Source organism: Silanimonas lenta DSM 16282, assembly GCF_000429065.1.
Taxonomy (GTDB): Bacteria; Pseudomonadota; Gammaproteobacteria; order Xanthomonadales; family Xanthomonadaceae; genus Silanimonas; species Silanimonas lenta.
Genome location: NZ_AUBD01000001.1, coordinates 276689 through 296415, shown reverse-complemented (window position 1 = coordinate 296415; position 19727 = coordinate 276689). Strand labels below are relative to the sequence as shown.

Sequence of the window (19727 nt, the reverse complement as noted above, 5' to 3'; positions counted from 1 at the left end):
TGGGCGGGCGGCGGATGATCGCCGGCTCGCGCGAACGGATCGTCAGGGGATGCGATGGGGCATGGGGAGACCGGCCTGCGCCGGGAATGGATGAAACTGCAGGACCTCCACCAGCCGCCCCTGCCGCGGGCGGCCCACTGGCTGACCTGGGCCGGGCTGCTGCCCTTCCTCGGCGCGCTTCTCGCCTGGGGAATCGCCCTGTGGCTCGCCGAGCCCCGGGGTGTAGCCATCGCCGCCCGGGCCTTCCTCGTCTACTCGGCGGTGATCCTGAGCTTCCTTGGCGGGCTGCGCTGGGGTCGGGCGATGAGCGCCGGAGCCCCGCCCTCGGCCTATGTGCTGGCCGTGCTGCCGAGCCTCTGGGCCTATCCGGCGCTGTTCCTGCCGCGGCCCTGGGCCGTGCTGGCCCTGGGCGTGGGCTTTGCCCTCGCCCTCTGGTTCGACACCCGGGCCGACCACCTGCCGGCAACGCCGGGTTTCCGCGTCCTGCGCTCGAGGATCTCGGCCGCCGTGATCGCGGCGCACGGGCTGGCCCTGGGGCTTGCGCTCGGCAGCGCCTGATTGCCGAACCGGGGCCGGGGGGCGACAATCGGCGGCCCGCCGCGCCGCGGCGGTCCTGACCGACGGAGTGCTTGCCCCCATGCTGAATCCCCGCCCCCTGACGAGTGCCGTGCTGCTCGGCCTGAGCCTGATCGCCGGTAGCGCCTTCGCGCAGGCTCCGGAAGCCGCCCCGGCCGCTCCGGCCACCCTCGAGCTTCCGGCCATCGAGGGCCTGAAGACCGACAACGAGAAGATCAGCTACATGATCGGTCTGCAGATGGCCAACAGCCTGCAGCAGGTGAAGGAGTACGTCGATGCCGACGCGCTCGCCAAGGCCGTCAAGGCCGGGCTCTCCGGCCAGGGCCGGCTGATGACCGACCAGCAGGCGCAGGAAGTGGGCATGGCCTTCGGCATGTTCCTGCAGCAGAAGGAAATGGCGCGCCGTGCCGAGCAGGGCGCGAAGAACCTTGCCGAGGGCGAGGCCTTCCTGGCCGCCAACAAGGGCAAGCCCGGCGTGCGTACCACCGAGAGCGGCCTGCAGTACCAGGTGCTGCGCGCCGGCTCCGGGGCCCGCCCGAGCGCCGCTGATACCGTGAAGGTGCACTACCGCGGCACCCTGCTCGATGGCAAGGAGTTCGACAGCTCCTATGCCCGTGGCGAGCCGGCCACCTTCCCGCTGGCCGGCGTGATCCCGGGCTGGACGGAGGGCGTGCAGCTGATGCCGGTGGGGTCGAAGTACGTGTTCTGGATCCCGGCGGCGCTTGCGTACGGCCAGAACGGCGCCGGCGCGGAGATCCCGCCGAATGCCACCCTCAAGTTCGAGGTCGAACTGCTGGAGATCGTCTCCTCCGCCGCCACGGAGTGAGTTCCGGCGCGGCTGTCATGCAAGGGTCGCGGGATGCCGCGACCCTTGCGCGTTTCCAACCCCTGGGAGGACGCGCATGCGCGTCAGCGTTTTTGGCACCGGCTATGTCGGCCTGGTGACCGGCACCTGCCTCGCGGAAGTGGGGCACCAAGTGACCTGCGTCGATGTCGATGCCGCCAAGATCGAGGGCCTGCGCCGTGGCGTGGTGCCGATCTTCGAGCCGGGCCTGGAAGACATGGTGCGCGCCAATCACGCCGCCGGCCGGCTGCACTTCACCACCGATGCCGCGGAGGCCATCGCCTCGGCGCGCATCGTCTTCATCGCCGTGGGCACGCCGCCCGACGAGGATGGCAGCGCCGACCTGCGCCATGTGCTGGCCGTGGCCCGCACGCTCGGCGAGCACCTTGCCGAGCCCACCGTGGTGGTGAACAAGAGCACGGTGCCGGTGGGCACCGCCGACCGGGTGCGCGAGGTCATCGCCGAGGGCCTGGCGGCGCGTGGCGTGGCGGTGGAGTTCCAGGTGGTCTCCAACCCCGAGTTCCTGAAGGAGGGCGCGGCGGTGGCCGACTGCATGCGCCCCGACCGCATCATCCTTGGCAGCCGCGACGCCCGCGCCATCGAGCTGATGAAGCGCCTGTACGCGCCGTTCAACCGCAATCACGAGCGGGTGATCGTGATGGACGAGCGCTCGGCCGAGCTCACCAAGTACGCGGCCAATGCCATGCTGGCCACCAAGATCAGCTTCATGAACGAGATGGCGGGCATCGCCGAGCGGGTGGGGGCCGATATCGAGGCCGTGCGCCACGGCATCGGCTCCGACCCGCGCATCGGCTGGCACTTCATCTACCCTGGCGCCGGCTACGGCGGCAGCTGCTTTCCCAAGGACGTGCAGGCGCTGGAGCGCACCGCCCGCCAGCATGGCATGCAGGCCGAGATCCTCGCCGCCGTCGAGCGGGTGAACGGCCGGCAGAAGCAGAAGCTCTTCGAGCTGATCCAGCGCCACTTCGGCGGCGAGCTGGCCGGCCGCACCTTCGCGCTCTGGGGGCTTGCCTTCAAGCCCAATACCGACGACATGCGCGAGGCGCCGAGCCGCGCCCTGCTCGCCAGCCTGTGGGCGGCGGGCGCCCGGGTCCGGGCCCATGATCCCGAGGCCATGGGGGAGGCGCGGCGGATCTTCGGCGAGCGCGGGGACCTCGTGCTTTGCGACACCCCGGAGGCGGCCCTGGAAGGCGCCGACGCGCTCGTCCTCATCACCGAGTGGAAGGCCTTCTGGAGTCCGGATTTCGAGGTCCTGAAGCGCGAGCTGCGCGCCGGCGTGGTGTTCGACGGCCGCAACATCTACGATCCTGCCGAAGTCGAGGAAGCGGGGCTGGCCTATTACGGCATCGGCCGCGGCCGCAGCCTCGCCCGGAACTGCCATGCCAAGCCCTGACCGCGATCTCCGCGCCGAACGCAGGCTCACCGAGCTCGAGACCCGCCTCGCCTTCCAGGAGCAGGCGATGCAGGAGCTCTCGGAAGCGCTGGCCGAGGCCCGCATCGAAGGCCAGAAGAACCGCGAGCTGCTCTCCCGCGTGCTCGAAGACCTAAAGCAGCTGCGCCGGGCCCTGATGGCCGATCCCGCCTCGGAACCCCCGCCGCCGCATTACTGAGCCGCCCCGCGTTCGTCCCTGTTCCCGATCAATGAGCGACAGCCTGAAAGACCAGCTCCTCGGCCTTGGCTTCAAGCCGCTGCCGAAGGCCCCGAAGCCTGCCAAGCCGGCCCCCGGCGCACGCCCCGGCGGCGGGGCCGGGCGGGGCAGGGGCGGAGACAGGCCCGGGCGCTCGCAGGAGGAGATCGATCTCGCCAGGGCCTACGCGCTGCGCGCCGAGGCCGAGAAGCGTGAGCGCGAGGCCGCCCAGCGTGCCCGCCAGGAGGCCGCCCGCGCCCGCCGCGAGGCCAGGGCGAAGCTGGATGCCTTCCTCGCCGACAAGGCGCTCAACGATCCCGCCGCCGAGCATGTCCGCCACTTCCCCTATGGCGGCAAGATCAAGCGCGTCCACGTCACGGCCGAGCAGCTGCGCGCGCTCAATGCCGGCGAGCTCGGCGTGGTGCAGAGCAATGGCCGCTACCTGCTGGTGACGGCGGCCGTGCTGGCCGAAGCAAAAGCGATCTGCCCCGAGGCGATCGCCCTCGAGGTCGATCCCGCGGCCCCGGCGCCGGAGGATGACTACAGCGATCCTCGCTACCAGGTGCCCGACGATCTGATCTGGTGAACCACGTCGCTTGCCCGCTGCCCTGAACCGGCGCAACATCTCTCGGGGAATGATTCCGGTTTCCGCTGGAAAGCCGTGATCCCTGAGGAGGCGACGAGCATGGCGGCACAGGCGCGCGTGATGGACCGGGAAAGCCTGCGGCAGCGTCCGGTCACCGGAGTCGAGGTGCCTTTCCGCGACGGCGAGACCATCGTCTCCGCCACCGATCCGGAAGGCAGGATCACCTACGTCAACGGCTATTTCATCGAGATCAGCGGCTATGCCGAGGCCGAACTGCTCGGCCAGCCGCACCGCATCATCCGCCACCCCGACATGCCGGCTGCGGCCTTCGCCGACATGTGGGCCACCCTCAAGCAGGGGCGCCCCTGGGTGGGGATGGTGAAGAACCGCTGCAAGAACGGCGACCACTACTGGGTCGAGGCCAATGTCACCCCGGTCTACGATGCCGGCGGCCGGCTCGAGGGCTATGTCTCGGTACGCCGCAAGCCGAGCCGGGCGCAGGTGGCCGAAGCCGAGCGGGTCTACCGCGAGATCCGCGAGGGCCGGCTCACCCGCTTCGAGATCGAGAACGGGGTGGTGCACCCGCCCAGCCTCGGGCGGGCCCTGAACCCGCTGTGGCGGCTGTCGCTCACGGTTCGCCTGTTCCTGCTCGCCCTGTTCGGCATCGGCCTCGCCGCCGGCCTCCTCCTGCTGCAGGTTCGCGGGGCCGGCGTGGGGCTGCTCGCCGGCCTGCTGGCGGCGGGGGCGGCCTTCGCCGCCTATTCGGCCTGGTGGCTGTCGCGCGACGTGGTCGGGCGGCTGTCGCGGGCCCGGGAGCTGTTCCGCGAGATCGCCGCCGAGAAGCACGACGGCCCGGTGGACATCTCGCGGGCCGACGAGGTCGGTGCGGTGCTGCTCGGCCTGAAGTCGATGCAGGTGCGGCTGGAGTTCAGCACCCAGCGCCTGCGCCGCCGGGCGGCCGAGGCCTCGCGCATCAACCAGGCCCTGGACCGGGCCGAGACCAACATCATGGTGGCCGACCGCCGTTTCACCGTGGTCTTCGCCAACCGCGCGGTGCTCGAGACCTTCCGTCGCCACGAGGCGCGTATCGCCTCGGTCATTCCCGGCTTCCGGGCCGATGACATCGTCGGCTCCCCCATCGACCGCTTCCACCGCGATCCGGCGCACCAGCGCGCCATGCTCGAGGGCATGACCGAGCCCCACCATGCCCGGATCGAGATCGCCGGCCTCATCTTCGACCTCACCGTGACCCCGGCCTTCGGCCATGAGGGGCGGCTCATCGGCTACGTGGTGGAATGGAAGGACCGCACCCTCGAACTCGCCATCGAGCGCGAGGTGCAGGACGTGGTGGAGGCCGCCACCCGCGGCGAACTCGGCCACCGCATCGATACCGCCAGCAAGGAAGGCTATGTGCGTGAGCTCGGTCAGGGCATCAACCGCGTGCTGGAGATCTTCGAGGACATCACGGCCAGTCTGCAGGGCTTCATGGCCGGGCTCGCCCGGGGCGACCTGCGGGTGCGGATGGACGAGAGCCGCTATGCCGGCAGCTTCGCGCGCATGGCCGCCGATGCCAACCGCACGGTGGCGGAGCTGGCCGACATCGTGGGCCGCATCCAGCAGGCCGTGGAGGTGTTCCGCACCGTCTCCGCCGAGCTGGCGGCCGGCAACAACGACCTGCAGGCACGCACCGAACAGCAGGCGGCCAGCCTCGAGGAAACCGCCTCCTCGATGGAGGAGCTCACCAGCACCGTGCAGCAGAACGCCGAGAATGCCCGCAGCGCCCGACGCCTCTCCGAGGGCGTGGGCCGCATCGCCCAGGAAGGCGGCGCGGTGGCGGAGGAAGCGGTGGCCGCCATGCACGAGGTGGCGGAGGCCTCGACGAAGATCGAGGACATCATCACCGTCATCGACGGTATTGCCTTCCAGACCAACATCCTCGCCCTCAATGCCGCGGTGGAGGCGGCGCGCGCCGGCGAGCAGGGCCGCGGCTTTGCCGTGGTGGCGGCCGAGGTACGGGCGCTGGCGCAGCGCTCGGCGGCCTCGGCGCGCGAGATCAAGGCGCTGATCGGCCATTCGGTGGAGGCCGTGCGTTCCGGCACGGCCAAGGTCTCGCAGGCCGGCGAGGCGATCCGCAGCCTGGTGGGCGAGGTGGAGAAGATGGGCCGGCTGGTGGCCGAGATCAGCGCCGCCAGCGAGGAGCAGGCCCAGGGCATCGTCACCGTGAACCAGACGGTGAGCCAGCTCGACACCGCCACCCAGCAGAATGCCGCCCTGGTGGAGGAGGCCAGCGCCTCGGCGCGGGCGCTGGAGGAGCAGAGCAACCAGCTCGCCGAGGCAGCGTCGAGCTTCCGGCTTCCCTGAGCGCCGCTGTCTTCAGTCGGGGTCGTAGTCGAGGTTGGCGGCCAGCCAGCGTTCGGCCTGTGCCAGCGGGATGCCCTTGCGCCGGGCATAGTCGGCCACCTGCTCGCGCGAGAGCCGCCCCACCACGAAGTACTGGCTGTCTGGATGGCTGAAGTACAGGCCGCTCACCGAGGAGGCCGGGTGCATGGCGAAGTTTTCGGTGAGTGAAAGCCCGATCGCCGTTTCGGCGCCGAGCAGGTCGAAGATCGTGCGCTTCTCGCTGTGCTCCGGGCAGGCCGGATAGCCGGGGGCGGGGCGGATGCCACGGTAGTCCTCGCGGATCAGGGCCTCGTTGTCGAGGGTTTCGTCGGGGGCGTAGCCCCAGAGGCGCGTTCGCACCTCGCGGTGCAGCCATTCGGCCGCGGCCTCGGCGAAGCGGTCGGCGAGCGCCTTGAGCAGGATGGCGGAATAGTCGTCGTTGGCCGCCTCGAAGCGGGCGACCCGCGGCTCGAGCCCGAGCCCGGCGTTCACCGCGAAGGCACCCACCCAGTCCCGGTGGCCGGCCGGCGCGATGAAATCAGCCAGGGCGAGGTTGGGGCGGGCATCGGGCTTGTCGGCCTGCTGCCGCAGGGTGTGGAAGGTGGCGATGCGATGCGCCGGCCGTCCGGGGTCGAAGACGGCGATGTCATCGCCCTCCTGGGCGGCAGGCCAGAGCCCGGCCACCGCCCGCACGCCCAGCCAGCGCTCTTCCACCAGCCGTTCCAGCATGGCCTGGGCATCGCGCCACAGCTCGCGGGCCTGGGCGCCGACGACGGGGTCGTCGAGGATGGCCGGGAAGCGGCCGGCCAGTTCCCAGGTCTGGAAGAAGGGCGTCCAGTCGATGAAGCTGCGCAGGGTGGCGAGCGGGACATCCCCGAAGACCGTGACGCCGGGCACGCGTGGCTGCGGCGGTGCATAGCGGCTCCAGTCCGGCATGAAACGCTTGGCACGGGCGCGCTCCAGCGGCAGCAGGGGCCTGGCATCGCCGCGGCTGGCATGGCGCTGGCGCACCTCCGCGTAGTCGGCCTCGATCGCCGCCACGAAAGGCTCGCGCAGGTCTTTCGAGAGCAGCGACTGCGCCACGCCCACCGCGCGCGAGGCATCCTTCACCCAGACCACCGGCGCATCGTAGTGCGGGTCGATCTTCAGCGCGGTATGGGCGCGGCTGGTGGTGGCGCCGCCGATCAGCAGCGGGATGGAGAAGCCCTGACGCTTCATCTCCTTCGCTACGTGGCTCATTTCCTCGAGCGAGGGCGTGATGAGGCCGGAAAGCCCGACCAGGTCGACCTTCTCCTCCCTCGCCCGGTCGAGGATCGTCTGCGCCGGCACCATCACCCCGAGGTCGATCACCTCGAAGTTGTTGCAGCCGAGCACCACGCCGACGATGTTCTTGCCGATGTCGTGCACATCGCCCTTCACCGTGGCCATGAGGATCCTGCCGCGGGTCTTCGCTTCCCCGCCGGCAGCCGCCTTCTCCGCCTCGAGGTGCGGCAGCAGCACCGCCACGGCCTTCTTCATCACCCGGGCCGACTTCACCACCTGGGGCAGGAACATCTTGCCGGCCCCGAACAGGTCGCCTACCACGTTCATGCCGGCCATCAGCGGGCCTTCGATCACCTCGAGGGGGCGGCCGAGATGGCGCAGCGCCTCTTCGGTGTCGGTCTCGATGAAGGCGTCGATGCCATGCACCAGTGCGTGCTTGAGGCGCTCCATCACCGCAAGCTCGCGCCAGCCCGTGTCCTCGGGCCGGGCCTCGCCCTTCTTCGCCCGGTAGCGATCGGCGATGGCGAGCAGGCGCTCGGTGGCATCCGGGCGGCGGTTCAGCACCACGTCCTCGACCCGTTCGCGCAGCTCCGGCTCGAGATCGTCCACCAGCACCAGAGCGCCGGCATTGACGATGCCGAAGTCCATGCCGGCGCGGATGGCGTGGTACAGGAATACGGCGTGGATCGCCTCGCGCACCGCGGTGTTGCCGCGGAAGGCGAAGCTGACGTTGGAGACGCCGCCCGAGACATGCGCCAGTGGGAAGCGGGCCTTGAGCGCGCGGGTGGCCTCGATGAAGGCCACGGCATAGCCGGCATGCTCCTCGATGCCGGTGGCGATGGCGAAGATGTTGGGGTCGAAGACGATGTCCTCGGGGGCGATGCCGGCCTCCTCCGTGAGCAGCGCATAGGCCCGCGAGCAGATCTCGACCTTGCGCTCGAAGGTGTCGGCCTGGCCCTGCTCGTCGAAGGCCATCACCACCACGGCGGCGCCGTAACGGCGCAGCAGGCGGGCCTGGCGCAGGAACTCGGCCTCGCCTTCTTTCAGGGAGATCGAGTTGACGATGGGCCTGCCCTGCACGTTCTTCAGCCCGGCCTCGATCACGCTCCATTTCGAGGAGTCGATCATCACCGGCACCCGGGCGATGTCCGGCTCGCCGGCGATCAGGCGCAGGAAGCGCGCCATCGCCGCCTCGGCATCGAGCATGCCCTCGTCCATGTTGATGTCGATGAGCTGGGCGCCGTTCTCCACCTGCTGCCGGGCCACGGCGAGCGCCTCGTCGTAGCGGCCTTCGAGGATCAGCTTCTTGAACTGCGCCGAGCCGGTGACATTGGTGCGCTCGCCGACATTGACGAAGTTGCTCTCCGGCGTGATGACCGTGGCTTCCAGTCCGGCAAGACGCATGTGCGGGGCCAGGGCGGGCAGGGGGCGCGGAGGCAGGCCGGCCACGGCCTCGGCGATCGCGGCGATGTGCTCCGGGGTGGTACCGCAGCAGCCACCAACGATGTTGAGCAGCCCCGCTTCGGCGAACTCGCGCAGCACCGCCGCGGTTTCCGCCGGCTGCTCGTCGTAGCCGCCGAAGGCGTTCGGCAGCCCGGCGTTCGGATGGCAGCTGATGGCGCAGTCGGCCACCGAGGACAGGACATCGATATGGGCGCGCAGGTCGCGGGCCCCGAGCGCGCAGTTGAGGCCCACCGACAGGGGCCGCGCATGCCGCAGCGAGTACCAGAAGGCCTCGGCCGTCTGGCCCGAGAGCGTGCGGCCGGAGCGGTCGGTGATGGTGCCGGAGAGCATCACCGGCCAGCGGGCGCCCTGTTCCTCGAACAGGGTTTCGAGCGCGAACACCGCCGCCTTGGCGTTCAGGGTATCGAAGATGGTTTCGACCATCAGGATGTCCGCGCCGCCCTCCACCAGCGCCTCCGCGGCCTCGCGGTACTGGGCCACCAGGGTGTCGAAGTCGATGTTGCGCAAGGCCGGATCGTTGACATCGGGCGAGATCGAGGCGGTGCGCGGCGTGGGTCCGAGGACCCCGACCACGAAGCGGGGCTTGCCGGGATCGCGGGCTTCGAACTCGGCGCAGGCCGCCCGTGCCAGCCGCGCGGCCTCCCGGTTCAGTTCCGGCACCAGGTGTTCGAGCCGGTAGTCGCCCTGCGCCACCCGGGTGCCGTTGAAGGTATTGGTCTCGATCAGGTCGGCCCCGGCCTCGAGATAGGCGCGATGGATGCCGGCGATGAGGTCCGGCCGGGTCAGCACCAGGAGATCGTTGTTGCCCTTGAGGTCGGTGCCGCAGCCGCAGCCCTCGCCGTGCACGTGGCCGGCGGCGAGCGGGGCGCGTTCATGGCCCGACGGCACATCGGCGGCCCGCGGCGCGGACGCCGGCGCGAACTGCAGGCCATCGTAGCCATGCCTGAAGCGATCCCCCCGGTAATCGGCCTCGGTGAGCCCGTGCTTCTGCACCATGGTGCCCATGGCGCCATCGAGCACCAGGATGCGGCTGGCCATCGCATCCCGCAGCTGCCGGACACGGTCGGGGTGCTTCCAGGGCAGGGCGCTCATCCGCGCTTGCGCTCCTGCGGCACCGGGCCGGGTTTGTGGGCGATCAGGCTGATGACCTCGAAGTGCGGGGGGCGCTTCTCCTTCGCCACCACTTCGCAGACCCGCACCTCCAGCCCGGCCTTCTCGGCGAGCTTGCGCAGTTCCTTCTCGGTGAAGCCGAGATTGAGATGGCCGTAGGGCTCGACCACCGCCTTGTGCTCATGCTTTGCAAGGCAGGTGGCGAGCAGCCGGCCGCCCGGGCGCAGGGCCCGGGCAGCCTCGGCGAGCGCCTTGGCCGGCCGTTCGGCATAGGTGAGGGCGTGCATCAGCAGCACCAGGTCGAAGGCGGCGTCCGGGCAGTCGATGGCGTGCATGTCGCCTTCGCGCAGTTCCACGTGGGCATACTTCGACAGGCGCTCGCGGGCGGCGGCGATCACCTTGGGGCTCGCATCCACGCAGAGGTAGCGGCGGGCGTGCGGGGCCAGCATCTCGGCCATCAGGCCATCGCCCGAGGCGATGTCGAGCACGTCCACCGGCTCCAGCAGCGGCAGGGCGCTGCGCGCCAGCGCCTCCCAGGTGCGGCCCGGCGAGTAGTGCCGTTCCATGTCGCCGGCCACCGAATCGGCCCAGTTCTGGTCGGCGGCACGGGCCGCCAGTACCTGCGGCAGGCGTTCGGCGTCCTGGCGCAGCAGCGGGTCCTTCGCCCCGTCGCGCAGGGTGCGCCAGAGCGCGGCCTCGGCCTCTTCCATGGCGTCGTTGAAGCGGTAATAGGCCGAGACCCCGGCGCGGCGGTCCACCACCAGGCCCGCCTCGCGCAGCTTGGCGAGATGGGTGGAGACCCGCGGCTGGGCGAGATGGGTGATGGTGGCGAGTTCCGCCACCGTGAGCTCCTCGCGCTCGACGAGGGCCAGGAGGCGGACGCGGGTGGGGTCGGCGAGCACCTTGAGGCAATCCGACCAGGCTTGCAGGTCCATGTGTATCTTTGTATCCGAATCCAGCGATGAATCAGTCTGGGGGCTGGCCGGCGGCCGGTCAAGGCAGGTCTTCACCCCGGCACCATGCCGTGGGGTATGGCCAAGCGGTTACACTCGGCGCTTTCCCTAAATCCGACCCGGGGTGTGCTGTGGATTTCGCTTTCACCGAAGAGCAGTTGATGATCCAGGACGTGGCCCGCCGCATCGCGCAGGAGAAGATCGCGCCGAGCGCCGAGCACTACGACCGTACCGGCGAGTTCCCGCTGGAGAACATCCGCCTGCTCGGCGAGAACGGCCTGATGGGTATCGAGGTGCCCACCGAATACGGTGGCGCCGGCATGGATCCGATCAGCTACGTGCTCGCCATGATCGAGGTGGCGGCGGGCGACTGCGCGCACTCCACCATCATGTCGGTGAACAACTCGCTGTTCTGCAACGGCATCCTGAAGTTCGGCACCGAGGCGCAGAAGCAGAAGTACGTGCGGGCCATCGCCGAGGGGCGCGAGATCGGCGCCTTCGCGCTCACCGAGCCGCAGTCCGGCTCCGATGCCACGGCCATGCGCTGCCGCGCGGTGAAGCAGGCCGACGGCACCTTCCTGATCAACGGCAAGAAGAGCTGGATCACCTCCGGCCCGGTGGCGAAGTACATCATCCTGTTCGCCATGACCGATCCGGCGAAGGGCGCCAAGGGCATCACCGCCTTCATGGTCGATACCGCCAAGCCGGGGTTCTTCCGTGGCAAGACCGAGCCCAAGCTCGGCATCCGCGCCTCGGCCACCTGCGAGATCGAGTTCCAGGACTACGTGGCCACGCCGGACGAGGTGGTGGGCGTGGAGGGCGAGGGCTTCAAGATCGCCATGGGTGTGCTGGACGCCGGCCGCATCGGTATCGCCTCGCAGGCCGTGGGTCTGGCCCGTGCCGCCTACGAGGCCAGCGTGGCCTATGTGAAGGAACGCAAGAGCTTCGGCCAGCCGATCGGCTCCTTCCAGATGATCCAGCAGAAGATCGCCGACATGAAGTGCAAGCTGGACGCTGCCTACCTGCTCACTCTGCGCGCGGCCTGGGCCAAGGCGCAGGCCGACCGGCATGGCGGCCGCTTCAGCACCGAGGCCTCGGTGGCCAAGCTCACTGCCTCGGAGGCGGCGATGTGGATCACCCACCAGGCGGTGCAGATCCACGGCGGCATGGGCTATTCGAAGGAGATGCCGCTCGAGCGCTATTTCCGTGATGCCAAGATCACCGAGATCTACGAGGGCACCAGTGAGGTGCAGCGCATGGTGATCGCCCGCAACGAGACCGGACTGCGCTGAGCGGGCACGTCGCTGCGGGCGGTGGCCCGAATGACGAAGGCCCGCTCGCGCGGGCCTTCGTATTTCCGCCGGGCGGGGCGCCCGCGGCTCAGCCGAAGTCGTAGTTCATCGCCGGCCCGGCGGCGGCGAGGAAGTCGCCCTCCACGTAGTCCACGCCGATGCCGAACAGGATGGTCATGCTGGCGGCATCCTGCACGTAGTGCACCACGCAGGTCTTGCCGAGCTCGCGGGCCTTCTCGGCGAACTCGCGCACCTTGGCCTGATTGTCGGGGTTCTTCGCCAGGTCGGTGATGTAGCTGCGGTCGACCTTGATGATGTCGGCATCGACGTGCTGCAGCAGCTGGAAGGAATTGAGGCCGGTGCCGAAGTGCTCCAGCGCCAGCCGCACGCCCGCGGCATGCAGGGTCTGGGCGAAGCCCTGGATGGCCTTGAGATGGGTGAACACCGAGGGTTCATGCAGCTCCAGCACCAGACGCTCGCCCGGGACTCCGGCCCTGCGGATGGCCTCCACGATCTCGGCGCCCAGCCGGTCGTTGGCGGCGATGGTCTCCGGGGTGAGCTTCACGTAGAGCGTGGTGGCCTTGCCGGCGGCATGGCGTTCGGCGATCACGGCGATGGCGCGGTGGATCACCCAGCGGTCGATCTCCGGGCCGAGGCCCTGTTCGATGGCCAGCGGCAGGAAGGTGGCCGGGGAGACGATCTCGCCGGCGTTGCCCTTGAGCCGCAGGTAGGCCTCGTAGGTTTCGCCGGGCTCGCCATTGAGCGAGATGATGGGCTGGTAGTGCAGGGTGAAGCCGTCGCTGGCCAGCGCCTCGCGCAGGCGCTGCACCCAGGCCTGGATGCGTTCCTCCTCGGCGCGGTCGCGGGCGGCGGGGTCGTAGATCTCGACGCGGTCGCCGCCCACGCCCATGGCCGACTGCAGGTTGGCCTCGGCGCGGCTCAGCACCTGGCCGATCTGCGCGTTGCGCTCGCCGATCTGCACGCCGCCGATGCTCACGGTGAGTGTGAGCGAGCGGTCGCCGACTTCGAGGATGCGGCCGCGGAAGGCCGCCAGCAGACGCTCGGCGCGTTCCTGGGTGGCCTTGTGGTCGTGCAGGCGGCAGATCACCGCGAAGCGGTGGTCGGAGAGCCGGCCGGCGAGGGTGCGCTCGTCCAGACATTCGCCCATCCGCGCCGCAAAGGCCTTCAGCAGCTCGTCGGCCTGGGCAAGCCCGATCGAGCTCACCATGGCGTCGTAGTTGTCGGGCTCCACGAGCAGCAGGGACTGGTGGTGGCGGCCACCGGCCGCGGCGGCCACTGCCTGCTCGAGCTCGCCCATGAAGTGGGCGCGGTTGGCAAGGCCGGTGAGCGGATCCCGCACCTTGAGCTGCTCCAGCTCGGCGGCGATGGCGGCATCCACCATCTGCGGCCGGAACACGATCTGCAGGCAGGGCTCGCCCTCGTAGGAGGCGGCGGCGAATTCCATCAGGGCGTCGAAGTCATTGCCATCGGCGCCCATGGCGCGGATCTCGAGCTGCTTGGGTGGCGCCTCGCCCTTGGAGAGGCGCTTCAGCAGCTGCTTGAACTCGTCGGCATGCGAGGGGGCGATGAGGTCGAGCACCGACAGCCCCTCGATGTCCTCGAAGCTCTCATAGCCGAACATCTCGAGGTAGGCCTCGTTGGCGCGGATGTGCATGCCCTCGTGGATGTAGGCGATGGGGTCGCGCGAGGAGGCGATCAGGGCGTCGCAGCGGCGCTCGGTCTCGCGTAGCTGGGCCTCCAGCACCCGCACCTCGCGGCGGGTACGCACGCCCTCGGCCTCGATGCGCACGATAGCCTGGGCCTGGGCCGGCTGGTGGCGCAGCACCACGTCGCGGGCCCCGGCCTTCAGGGCCTCGACCACCGCAGCTTCGCTGAGCGAATCGAGCAGGGCCAGCACCGGCACGTCCTTGCCCGAGGCCTCGACCTCGGCCACGGCGGAGGCGAAGGGGATGAGCCGCCCGGCATGGGCCGCCACCAGCATGTCCACGGCCTGGGTGGCGAGCAGTTCGCGCAGGGCCTCGAGGCTCTCCGGGCGCTGCGGGCGCACGGCCATGCCGCCATTGCGCAGCATGCTGGTGAACTGCTCGGCGTCCTCGAGGCGGTCGTCGACGAGGATCAGGCGCAGGACGGCATCGTTGGTGGACATTCAGGCCGGGATCAGGGGGATGTCCGCGGCAGTATACGGGCCATGGCGCGGCGCACCAGCCGCCGCTGCGGTCAGAGCGGGGTCTTGGCGGGCTCGCCGGCCACTTCGCGCACCAGCTTCGGCACCAGGAAGCCGGGCAGCCGCGCCCGCAGGGCCGCGAGCAGGGCCAGCGACTCGGCCTCCGGCACCTCGAAATGCGCCGCGCCCTGCACCCGGTCGAGCTGGTGCAGGTAGTAGGGCAGCACGCCGGCGTCGAACAGGGCTTCCGAGAGGGCTTCCAGCGCCTCCACGCTGTCGTTCACTCCGCGCAGCAGCACCGCCTGGTTCAGCAGGTGCACGCCGCGGGCGCGCAGGGCGGCACAGGCTTCGCGAACCGCGGCATCGATCTCGTTGGCATGGTTGGCATGCAGCACCAGGACCACGGGCCAGGGCAGGGCGCCGATCCAGTCAAGGAAATCCGCATCGATGCGCTCCGGCAGCACCACGGGCAGGCGGCTATGGATCCGCAGCCGGCGTACCTGGGGGAGGGTCCGCAGGCCGTCGCCGAGCTCGGCGAGCTTGGCGGTGGCAAGGCTCAGGGGGTCGCCGCCGGAGAGGATCACCTCGCCCACCGAGGGGTGCGCCCGAAGGTAGTCGAGGGCCGGTTTCCAGCCTCCGGCGGCGGCGTTCTCCTCGGCATAGGGGAAGTGGCGGCGGAAGCAGTAGCGGCAGTGGATGGCGCAGCTGCCGGTGGCCACCAGCAGGGCGCGGCCGTGGTACTTGTGCAGCAGCCCGCTGCTGCCCCGGGCGGCAGCGTCGCCCACGGCATCGAGGCTGAAGCCCGGCACCACCCGGTCCTCCTCGTCGAGCGGCAGCACCTGGCGCAGCAGCGGGTCGGCAGGATCGCCAGGGCGCATCCGTGCCACGTAGCCGCGCGGCACCCGCAGCGGGAACTGCGCCTGCGCCGTGGCGGAGACGCGTGAGGCGAGGGCGGGGAGGCCGAGGGCCTCCAGCAGTTCCCTGGGGTCGCGGATGGCCTCGCGCCACAGGGCCTGCCAGCGGGCAGGCTGCCGGGCGGGGGCGGGAAGGGGTATCATCTCGGGTCTTTCACCGCGGCCCGGGCCGGGCCGTGAACCCCGCATTGTAAAGGTCCAGGAGCACCCGCATGGCCAGCTACGGCATGAATGACGTCAAGAACGGCATGAAGATCATCGTCAACAACGAGCCGTGCGTCATCACCGAGACGGAGTACATCAAGCCAGGCAAGGGCCAGGCCTTCACCCGCGTGAAGTACCGCTTCATCAAGACCGGCCGGGTGGTGGAAATGACCATGAAGGCCACCGACAGCGTCGAGGCCGCCGACGTGGTCGACACCGACATGCAGTACCTCTACAACGACGGCGAGTTCTGGCACTTCATGCAGCAGGAGACCTTCGAGCAGGTGCAGGCCGACGCCGCCAGCGTGGGCGATGCGGCCAAGTGGCTGAAGGGCGAGGAACCCTGCGTGGTCACGCTCTGGAACGGCAGCCCGATCGCCGTGCAGCCGCCGAACTTCGTCGAGCTGAAGATCGTCGAGACCGATCCCGGCGTGCGCGGCGACACCTCGGGCGGCGGCGGCAAGCCGGCCAAGCTGGAGACCGGCGCGGTGGTCCGCGTGCCGCTGTTCGTGGCCCAGGACGAGGTCATCCGCGTCGATACCCGCACCGGTGAGTACGTCAGCCGGGTCAAGTGAGCGCCGCCCGGCGGCGGGGCCGTCCCGACCGCCGGAACTGCCGTCGCCGGCCCGCCGCCACGGGCTGGCCATCCTCGCGGCGCGCCCCTTCCGGCGCGCCGCGTCCATGTCCGGGGAGCGAACGTGCTGCAAGCCTGCGACCTGTTGATCGAAGCCGGCTGGGTGGTGCCGGTGGCGCCGAAAGGGGCCGTGCTCGCCGACCATGCGGTGGCAGTGGCGGGGGGGCGCATCCTCGCCGTGCTGCCGCGCGCCGAGGCCCGAGCCCGCTTCCTGCCGGCCGAGGTGGTATCGCGCCCGGAGGGCGTCCTGATCCCGGGCCTCGTCAATCTCCACACCCACAACCCGATGACCCTGCTGCGCGGGGTGGCCGACGACCTGCCGCTGATGCCCTGGCTGCAGGAACACATCTGGCCGATCGAGGGGGCGGTGATGGCGCCGGACTTCATCGCCGACGGCATCGAGCTTGCCGTGGCCGAGATGCTGCGCGGCGGCACCACTGCCTGCAACGAGAACTACTTCTTCCCCGACGTGCAGGCCCAGACCTACGCCCGGCTCGGCTTCCGCGCCACCGTCGGCCTGCCGGTGATCGAATTCCCCTCGCCCTGGGCGCGGACGACCGCCGAGTACTTCGACAAGGCGCTGGAGACCTTCGACGCCTGGCGCGGCCATCCGCTGCTGCGTTTCGCCTTCGCCCCGCACGCCCCCTACACCGTCTCGGATGCCAGCTTCGAGCGCATCGCCATGCTCGCCGCCCAGCTCGATCTGCCGGTGCACTGCCATGTGCACGAGACGGCGCAGGAGATCGAGGATTCGCGCCGCGAGCATGGCCAGCGCCCGCTGGCCCGCCTCGACCGCCTCGGCCTCCTCGATGCCCGGCTGATCGCCGTGCACATGACCCAGCTCACCGAGGGCGAGATCCGCCTCTGCGCCGAGCGTGGCGTGCACATCGCCCACTGTCCGCAGTCGAACCTCAAGCTGGCCTCCGGCTTCTGCCCGGTGGAGGCCCTGCGCCGGGCCGGGGCCAATGTGGGCATCGGCACCGATGGCTGTGCCAGCAACAACGACCTCGACATGGTGGAGGAGATGCGCCATGCCGCCCTGCTGGCCAAGGCCGTGGCCGGCGATGCCCGGGCGCTGGACGCGGCCTCGGCGCTGGAGGCCGCCACCCTGGGTGGCGCCCGCGCCCTCGGGCTCGAGGAGGAGATCGGCTCGATCGAGCCGGGCAAGCAGGCCGACCTCGCCTGCATCGAACTCTCGCCGCTCGAACTGCAGCCCTGCTACCACGTGATCTCGCATCTGGTATACGCCGCCAGCCGCCGTGACGTGCGCGACGTCTGGATCGCTGGCCGGCCGCGGCTGCGCGACCACCGCCTGGTCGATGTCGATGCCGAGGCGCTCGGCGCCAAGGCCCGGGCCTGGGCCCGGCGCATCGCCAGCCTTCCCCGTCCCGGAGCTCCGGCATGAACCCCGTCATTCCCGCGGACCGCGCCCGGCCCAATGCCGACCCCGCCGAGATCGCGAAGTTCTCGGCACTGGCCCACCGCTGGTGGGATCCGCAGGGGCCGCAGGCACCCCTGCATGCCCTGAATCCGGCACGGCTCGCCTACGTGGCCGCGCGCCAGCCCCTGCGCGGCGCCCGGGTGCTCGACCTCGGCTGTGGCGGCGGTCTTCTGAGCGAGGCCCTGGCCCGGGCCGGGGCCTCGGTGCTGGGTATCGACCTCTCGCCGGAACTGATCGACATCGCCCGCCTGCACCTGCTCGAGCGCCGCCAGGCGGGCGAGTCCCTGGCCGTGGAATACCGCGTGGCCGATGTCGAGGCGCTGGCCGAGGCCATGCCGGGCAGTTTCGATGCCATCACCTGCATGGAAATGCTCGAGCACGTGCCCGACCCGCGCCGGGTGCTCGCCGCCTCGGCCCGCCTGCTCAAACCCGGCGGCCGGCTGTTCCTCTCCACTCTCAACCGCACGCCGGCCGCCTTTGCCCTTGCCATCGTCGGCGCCGAGTACCTGGCCGGCCTGCTGCCCCGCGGCACCCACGACTACCGCCAGTTCATCCGTCCCGCGGAGCTGGCCGCCGGGCTGCGTGAAGCCGGCCTCGAACCCGAGGAGGTGAGCGGTCTTCGCTACGACCCGCTGCGGCGCAGCGCCCGGGTCGGCGGGGCGCCCTCGGTGAACTACCTGTGCGTCGCCCGGAAGCCGGAATGAGTGGCCGGGCCTGCCGGGCGGTGCTGTTCGATCTCGACGGTACCCTTGCCGACACCGCCCCTGACCTGATCGCGGCCGTGAACCGGCTGCGGGCCGAGGCGGGCAGGGCGGCCCTGCCCGAAGCCGCCCTGCGTCCGCTGGTGTCCAAGGGCGGGCGGGCGCTGCTGGCCCGCGCTTTCGAGGATCTCGGGGAGGCGGCCCGCGAGGCCCTGCTGCCGCGTTTCCTCACCCACTACGCCGCGGCGCTGGCGGTGCATACCCGGCCGTTTGCCGGCATTGAGCCGCTGCTGGCGGCGATCGAGGCACGCGGCCTGCGCTGGGGCATCGTCACCAACAAGCCCGAGGCGCTCGCCCGCGCCGTGGTGCAGGGCCTGGGCTGGGCCGGCCGCAGCGCTGCCCTGGTCGGCGGCGATACCCTGCCGGTGCGCAAGCCGGCTCCCGATCCGCTGTGGCTGGCGGCGCGCCAGCTGGGGCTGGCGCCGGGCGACTGCCTGTACGTGGGCGACGATGCGCGGGACATCGAGGCCGCCGTCGCCGCCGGCATGCCGGGCATCGCCGCACTCTGGGGCTACCGCGAGGCCCACGAGGATCCGCAGGCCTGGCCCGCCACGGCCTGGATCGCGGCGCCCGCCGAACTCCTCCCGCACCTCGGGAACGCCAGCGCATGAGCCGTGCCGTGCCGGGCAGCGAGGGCCTCGAAGAGGGGCTGCGCGCCAGCTTTGCCAAGGCCGCGGCACGCGAGCCGCTGCTCGGCGCCGGCCTCGGCTTCGTGCCGCCGGAGTCGCGTCCGGCCTACGCGGCCTGGTGTGCCCTGCTGGGCGAGCTGCGCGAGTGCCTGTTCGAGCGCAGCGACCCCAGGGTCTCGGGGCTCAAGGCCGGCTGGTGGGCGGAGGAACTGCGGGGCTGGGGGCAGGGCGCCTGGCGCCATCCGGTGGGGCGCCCGCTGGCCGCCCTCTCCGGGCTGGGACCGGCCTTCCCGCGCATCGCCGCGCATCTCGCCGCGGTGGCCGCCGATTCCGATCCGCCGGCCGACGAATCGGCGGCCTTCGCCGCCCTGCGCCCGCTGGCCGAGGCCCTCGTGCAGGGCGAAGCCCGGCTGTTCGGGGCGGCCTGCGATGCCGCCACGGTCGATGCACTCGCCACCCACTGGCTGCGGCAGCGTCTCGAACATGGCCTCGAGGCGGCCGACCGTGCCCGGGTGCCGCTGGTGTTCTTCGCCCGCCACGGCCTGCGCCGCGAGCAGCTACCCGCCCCGGAGGCCGCGGCCCTGCGCCGCGACTGGGCCCTGCGCCTGCGCGACCGCCTGCCCACCGGTGCCGTCGCGGGGCTTGCCTACCCGCGCCAGCTCAGCCTGCGCGGCGACCGTATCGCCCTCGAGGCACTCGCGGCGGGGCGGAAGGCGCCGGGAACCTACGCCCTGGGCCTCGTCTGGCAGGCCTGGCGCCTCGCCCGGCGCAGCGCCATTGCGACACAGCGTTCCACTGGCTTGACATCCACTGCACCGCCACCCACCTAGGGTGGTGCCATCT

16 protein-coding genes are annotated in these 19727 nt (G+C 70.9%); 12 read left to right on the top strand and 4 right to left on the bottom strand.

Annotated features, from left to right (window positions below):
* Positions 1 to 90: 90 nt before the first annotated feature.
* From G408_RS0101360 to G408_RS12520, 6 genes are all read left to right on the top strand, one after another.
* Complete coding sequence (locus G408_RS0101360; protein ID WP_169719198.1) at positions 91 to 558, top strand: DUF3429 domain-containing protein; 468 nt, start codon at positions 91 to 93, stop codon at positions 556 to 558.
* Between the two features lie 79 nt (positions 559 to 637).
* Positions 638 to 1402: an FKBP-type peptidyl-prolyl cis-trans isomerase gene (locus G408_RS15645; protein WP_051282479.1), complete on the top strand. Its 765-nt coding sequence runs from the start codon at positions 638 to 640 to the stop codon at positions 1400 to 1402.
* A 76-nt stretch (positions 1403 to 1478) separates the two neighbouring features.
* Complete coding sequence (locus G408_RS0101350; RefSeq protein WP_028769629.1) at positions 1479 to 2834, top strand: UDP-glucose dehydrogenase family protein; 1356 nt, start codon at positions 1479 to 1481, stop codon at positions 2832 to 2834.
* Entirely contained in the window at positions 2821 to 3051 is a 231-nt protein-coding gene (locus G408_RS0101345; protein ID WP_028769628.1) for a SlyX family protein, read from the top strand. Before G408_RS0101350 ends, G408_RS0101345 begins: the two co-directional genes overlap by 14 nt.
* 31 nt (positions 3052 to 3082) lie before the next feature.
* A complete protein-coding gene (locus G408_RS0101340; protein WP_028769627.1) occupies positions 3083 to 3655 on the top strand; it encodes a DUF2058 family protein in 573 nt (190 codons plus the stop codon).
* A gap of 99 nt (positions 3656 to 3754) precedes the next feature.
* Positions 3755 to 6016: a methyl-accepting chemotaxis protein gene (locus G408_RS12520; RefSeq protein ID WP_051282478.1), complete on the top strand. Its 2262-nt coding sequence runs from the start codon at positions 3755 to 3757 to the stop codon at positions 6014 to 6016.
* Between the two features lie 12 nt (positions 6017 to 6028).
* Here G408_RS12520 and metH read toward each other — a convergent pair whose 3' ends face one another.
* The gene (gene metH, locus G408_RS0101330) at positions 6029 to 9766 is read right to left on the bottom strand and encodes a methionine synthase (protein ID WP_245584245.1); all 3738 of its coding nucleotides are present in this window, start codon (positions 9764 to 9766) and stop codon (positions 6029 to 6031) included.
* Between the two features lie 83 nt (positions 9767 to 9849).
* Entirely contained in the window at positions 9850 to 10806 is a 957-nt protein-coding gene (locus tag G408_RS0101325; RefSeq protein WP_028769625.1) for a metalloregulator ArsR/SmtB family transcription factor, read from the bottom strand.
* Between the two features lie 26 nt (positions 10807 to 10832).
* Between G408_RS0101325 and G408_RS0101320 the strand changes: the two genes are divergently transcribed.
* Positions 10833 to 12116 carry an acyl-CoA dehydrogenase family protein gene (locus G408_RS0101320; RefSeq protein WP_334131918.1) on the top strand — a complete coding sequence of 428 codons (1284 nt, stop codon included), beginning with the start codon at positions 10833 to 10835 and terminating at the stop codon, positions 12114 to 12116.
* Positions 12117 to 12204: 88 nt separating this feature from the next.
* Here the strand turns inward: G408_RS0101320 and G408_RS0101315 are convergent, their stop codons facing one another.
* On the bottom strand, positions 12205 to 14283 hold the full coding sequence (locus tag G408_RS0101315) for an EAL domain-containing protein (RefSeq protein ID WP_028769623.1): 2079 nt from the start codon (positions 14281 to 14283) through the stop codon (positions 12205 to 12207).
* 71 nt (positions 14284 to 14354) lie between these two features.
* Positions 14355 to 15359: an EF-P beta-lysylation protein EpmB gene (epmB, locus tag G408_RS0101310; RefSeq protein WP_028769622.1), complete on the bottom strand. Its 1005-nt coding sequence runs from the start codon at positions 15357 to 15359 to the stop codon at positions 14355 to 14357.
* 68 nt (positions 15360 to 15427) lie between these two features.
* Here epmB and efp point away from each other — a divergent pair, with 68 nt between their 5' ends.
* The 5 genes from efp (at position 15428) to G408_RS0101285 (ending at position 19714) form a co-directional block, all read left to right on the top strand.
* Positions 15428 to 15994, top strand: a complete 567-nt coding sequence (efp, locus tag G408_RS0101305; RefSeq protein WP_028769621.1) for an elongation factor P — start codon at positions 15428 to 15430, stop codon at positions 15992 to 15994.
* Between the two features lie 123 nt (positions 15995 to 16117).
* Positions 16118 to 17458, top strand: a complete 1341-nt coding sequence (locus G408_RS0101300; RefSeq protein ID WP_028769620.1) for a TRZ/ATZ family hydrolase — start codon at positions 16118 to 16120, stop codon at positions 17456 to 17458.
* A complete protein-coding gene (gene ubiG, locus G408_RS0101295) occupies positions 17455 to 18198 on the top strand; it encodes a bifunctional 2-polyprenyl-6-hydroxyphenol methylase/3-demethylubiquinol 3-O-methyltransferase UbiG (RefSeq protein WP_028769619.1) in 744 nt (247 codons plus the stop codon). The genes G408_RS0101300 and ubiG overlap by 4 nt, the downstream gene beginning before the upstream one ends.
* Complete coding sequence (gene gph / locus G408_RS0101290; RefSeq protein WP_028769618.1) at positions 18195 to 18866, top strand: phosphoglycolate phosphatase; 672 nt, start codon at positions 18195 to 18197, stop codon at positions 18864 to 18866. The genes ubiG and gph overlap by 4 nt, the downstream gene beginning before the upstream one ends.
* The gene (locus G408_RS0101285; protein ID WP_028769617.1) at positions 18863 to 19714 is read left to right on the top strand and encodes a hypothetical protein; all 852 of its coding nucleotides are present in this window, start codon (positions 18863 to 18865) and stop codon (positions 19712 to 19714) included. The genes gph and G408_RS0101285 overlap by 4 nt, the downstream gene beginning before the upstream one ends.
* Positions 19715 to 19727: the final 13 nt, after the last annotated feature.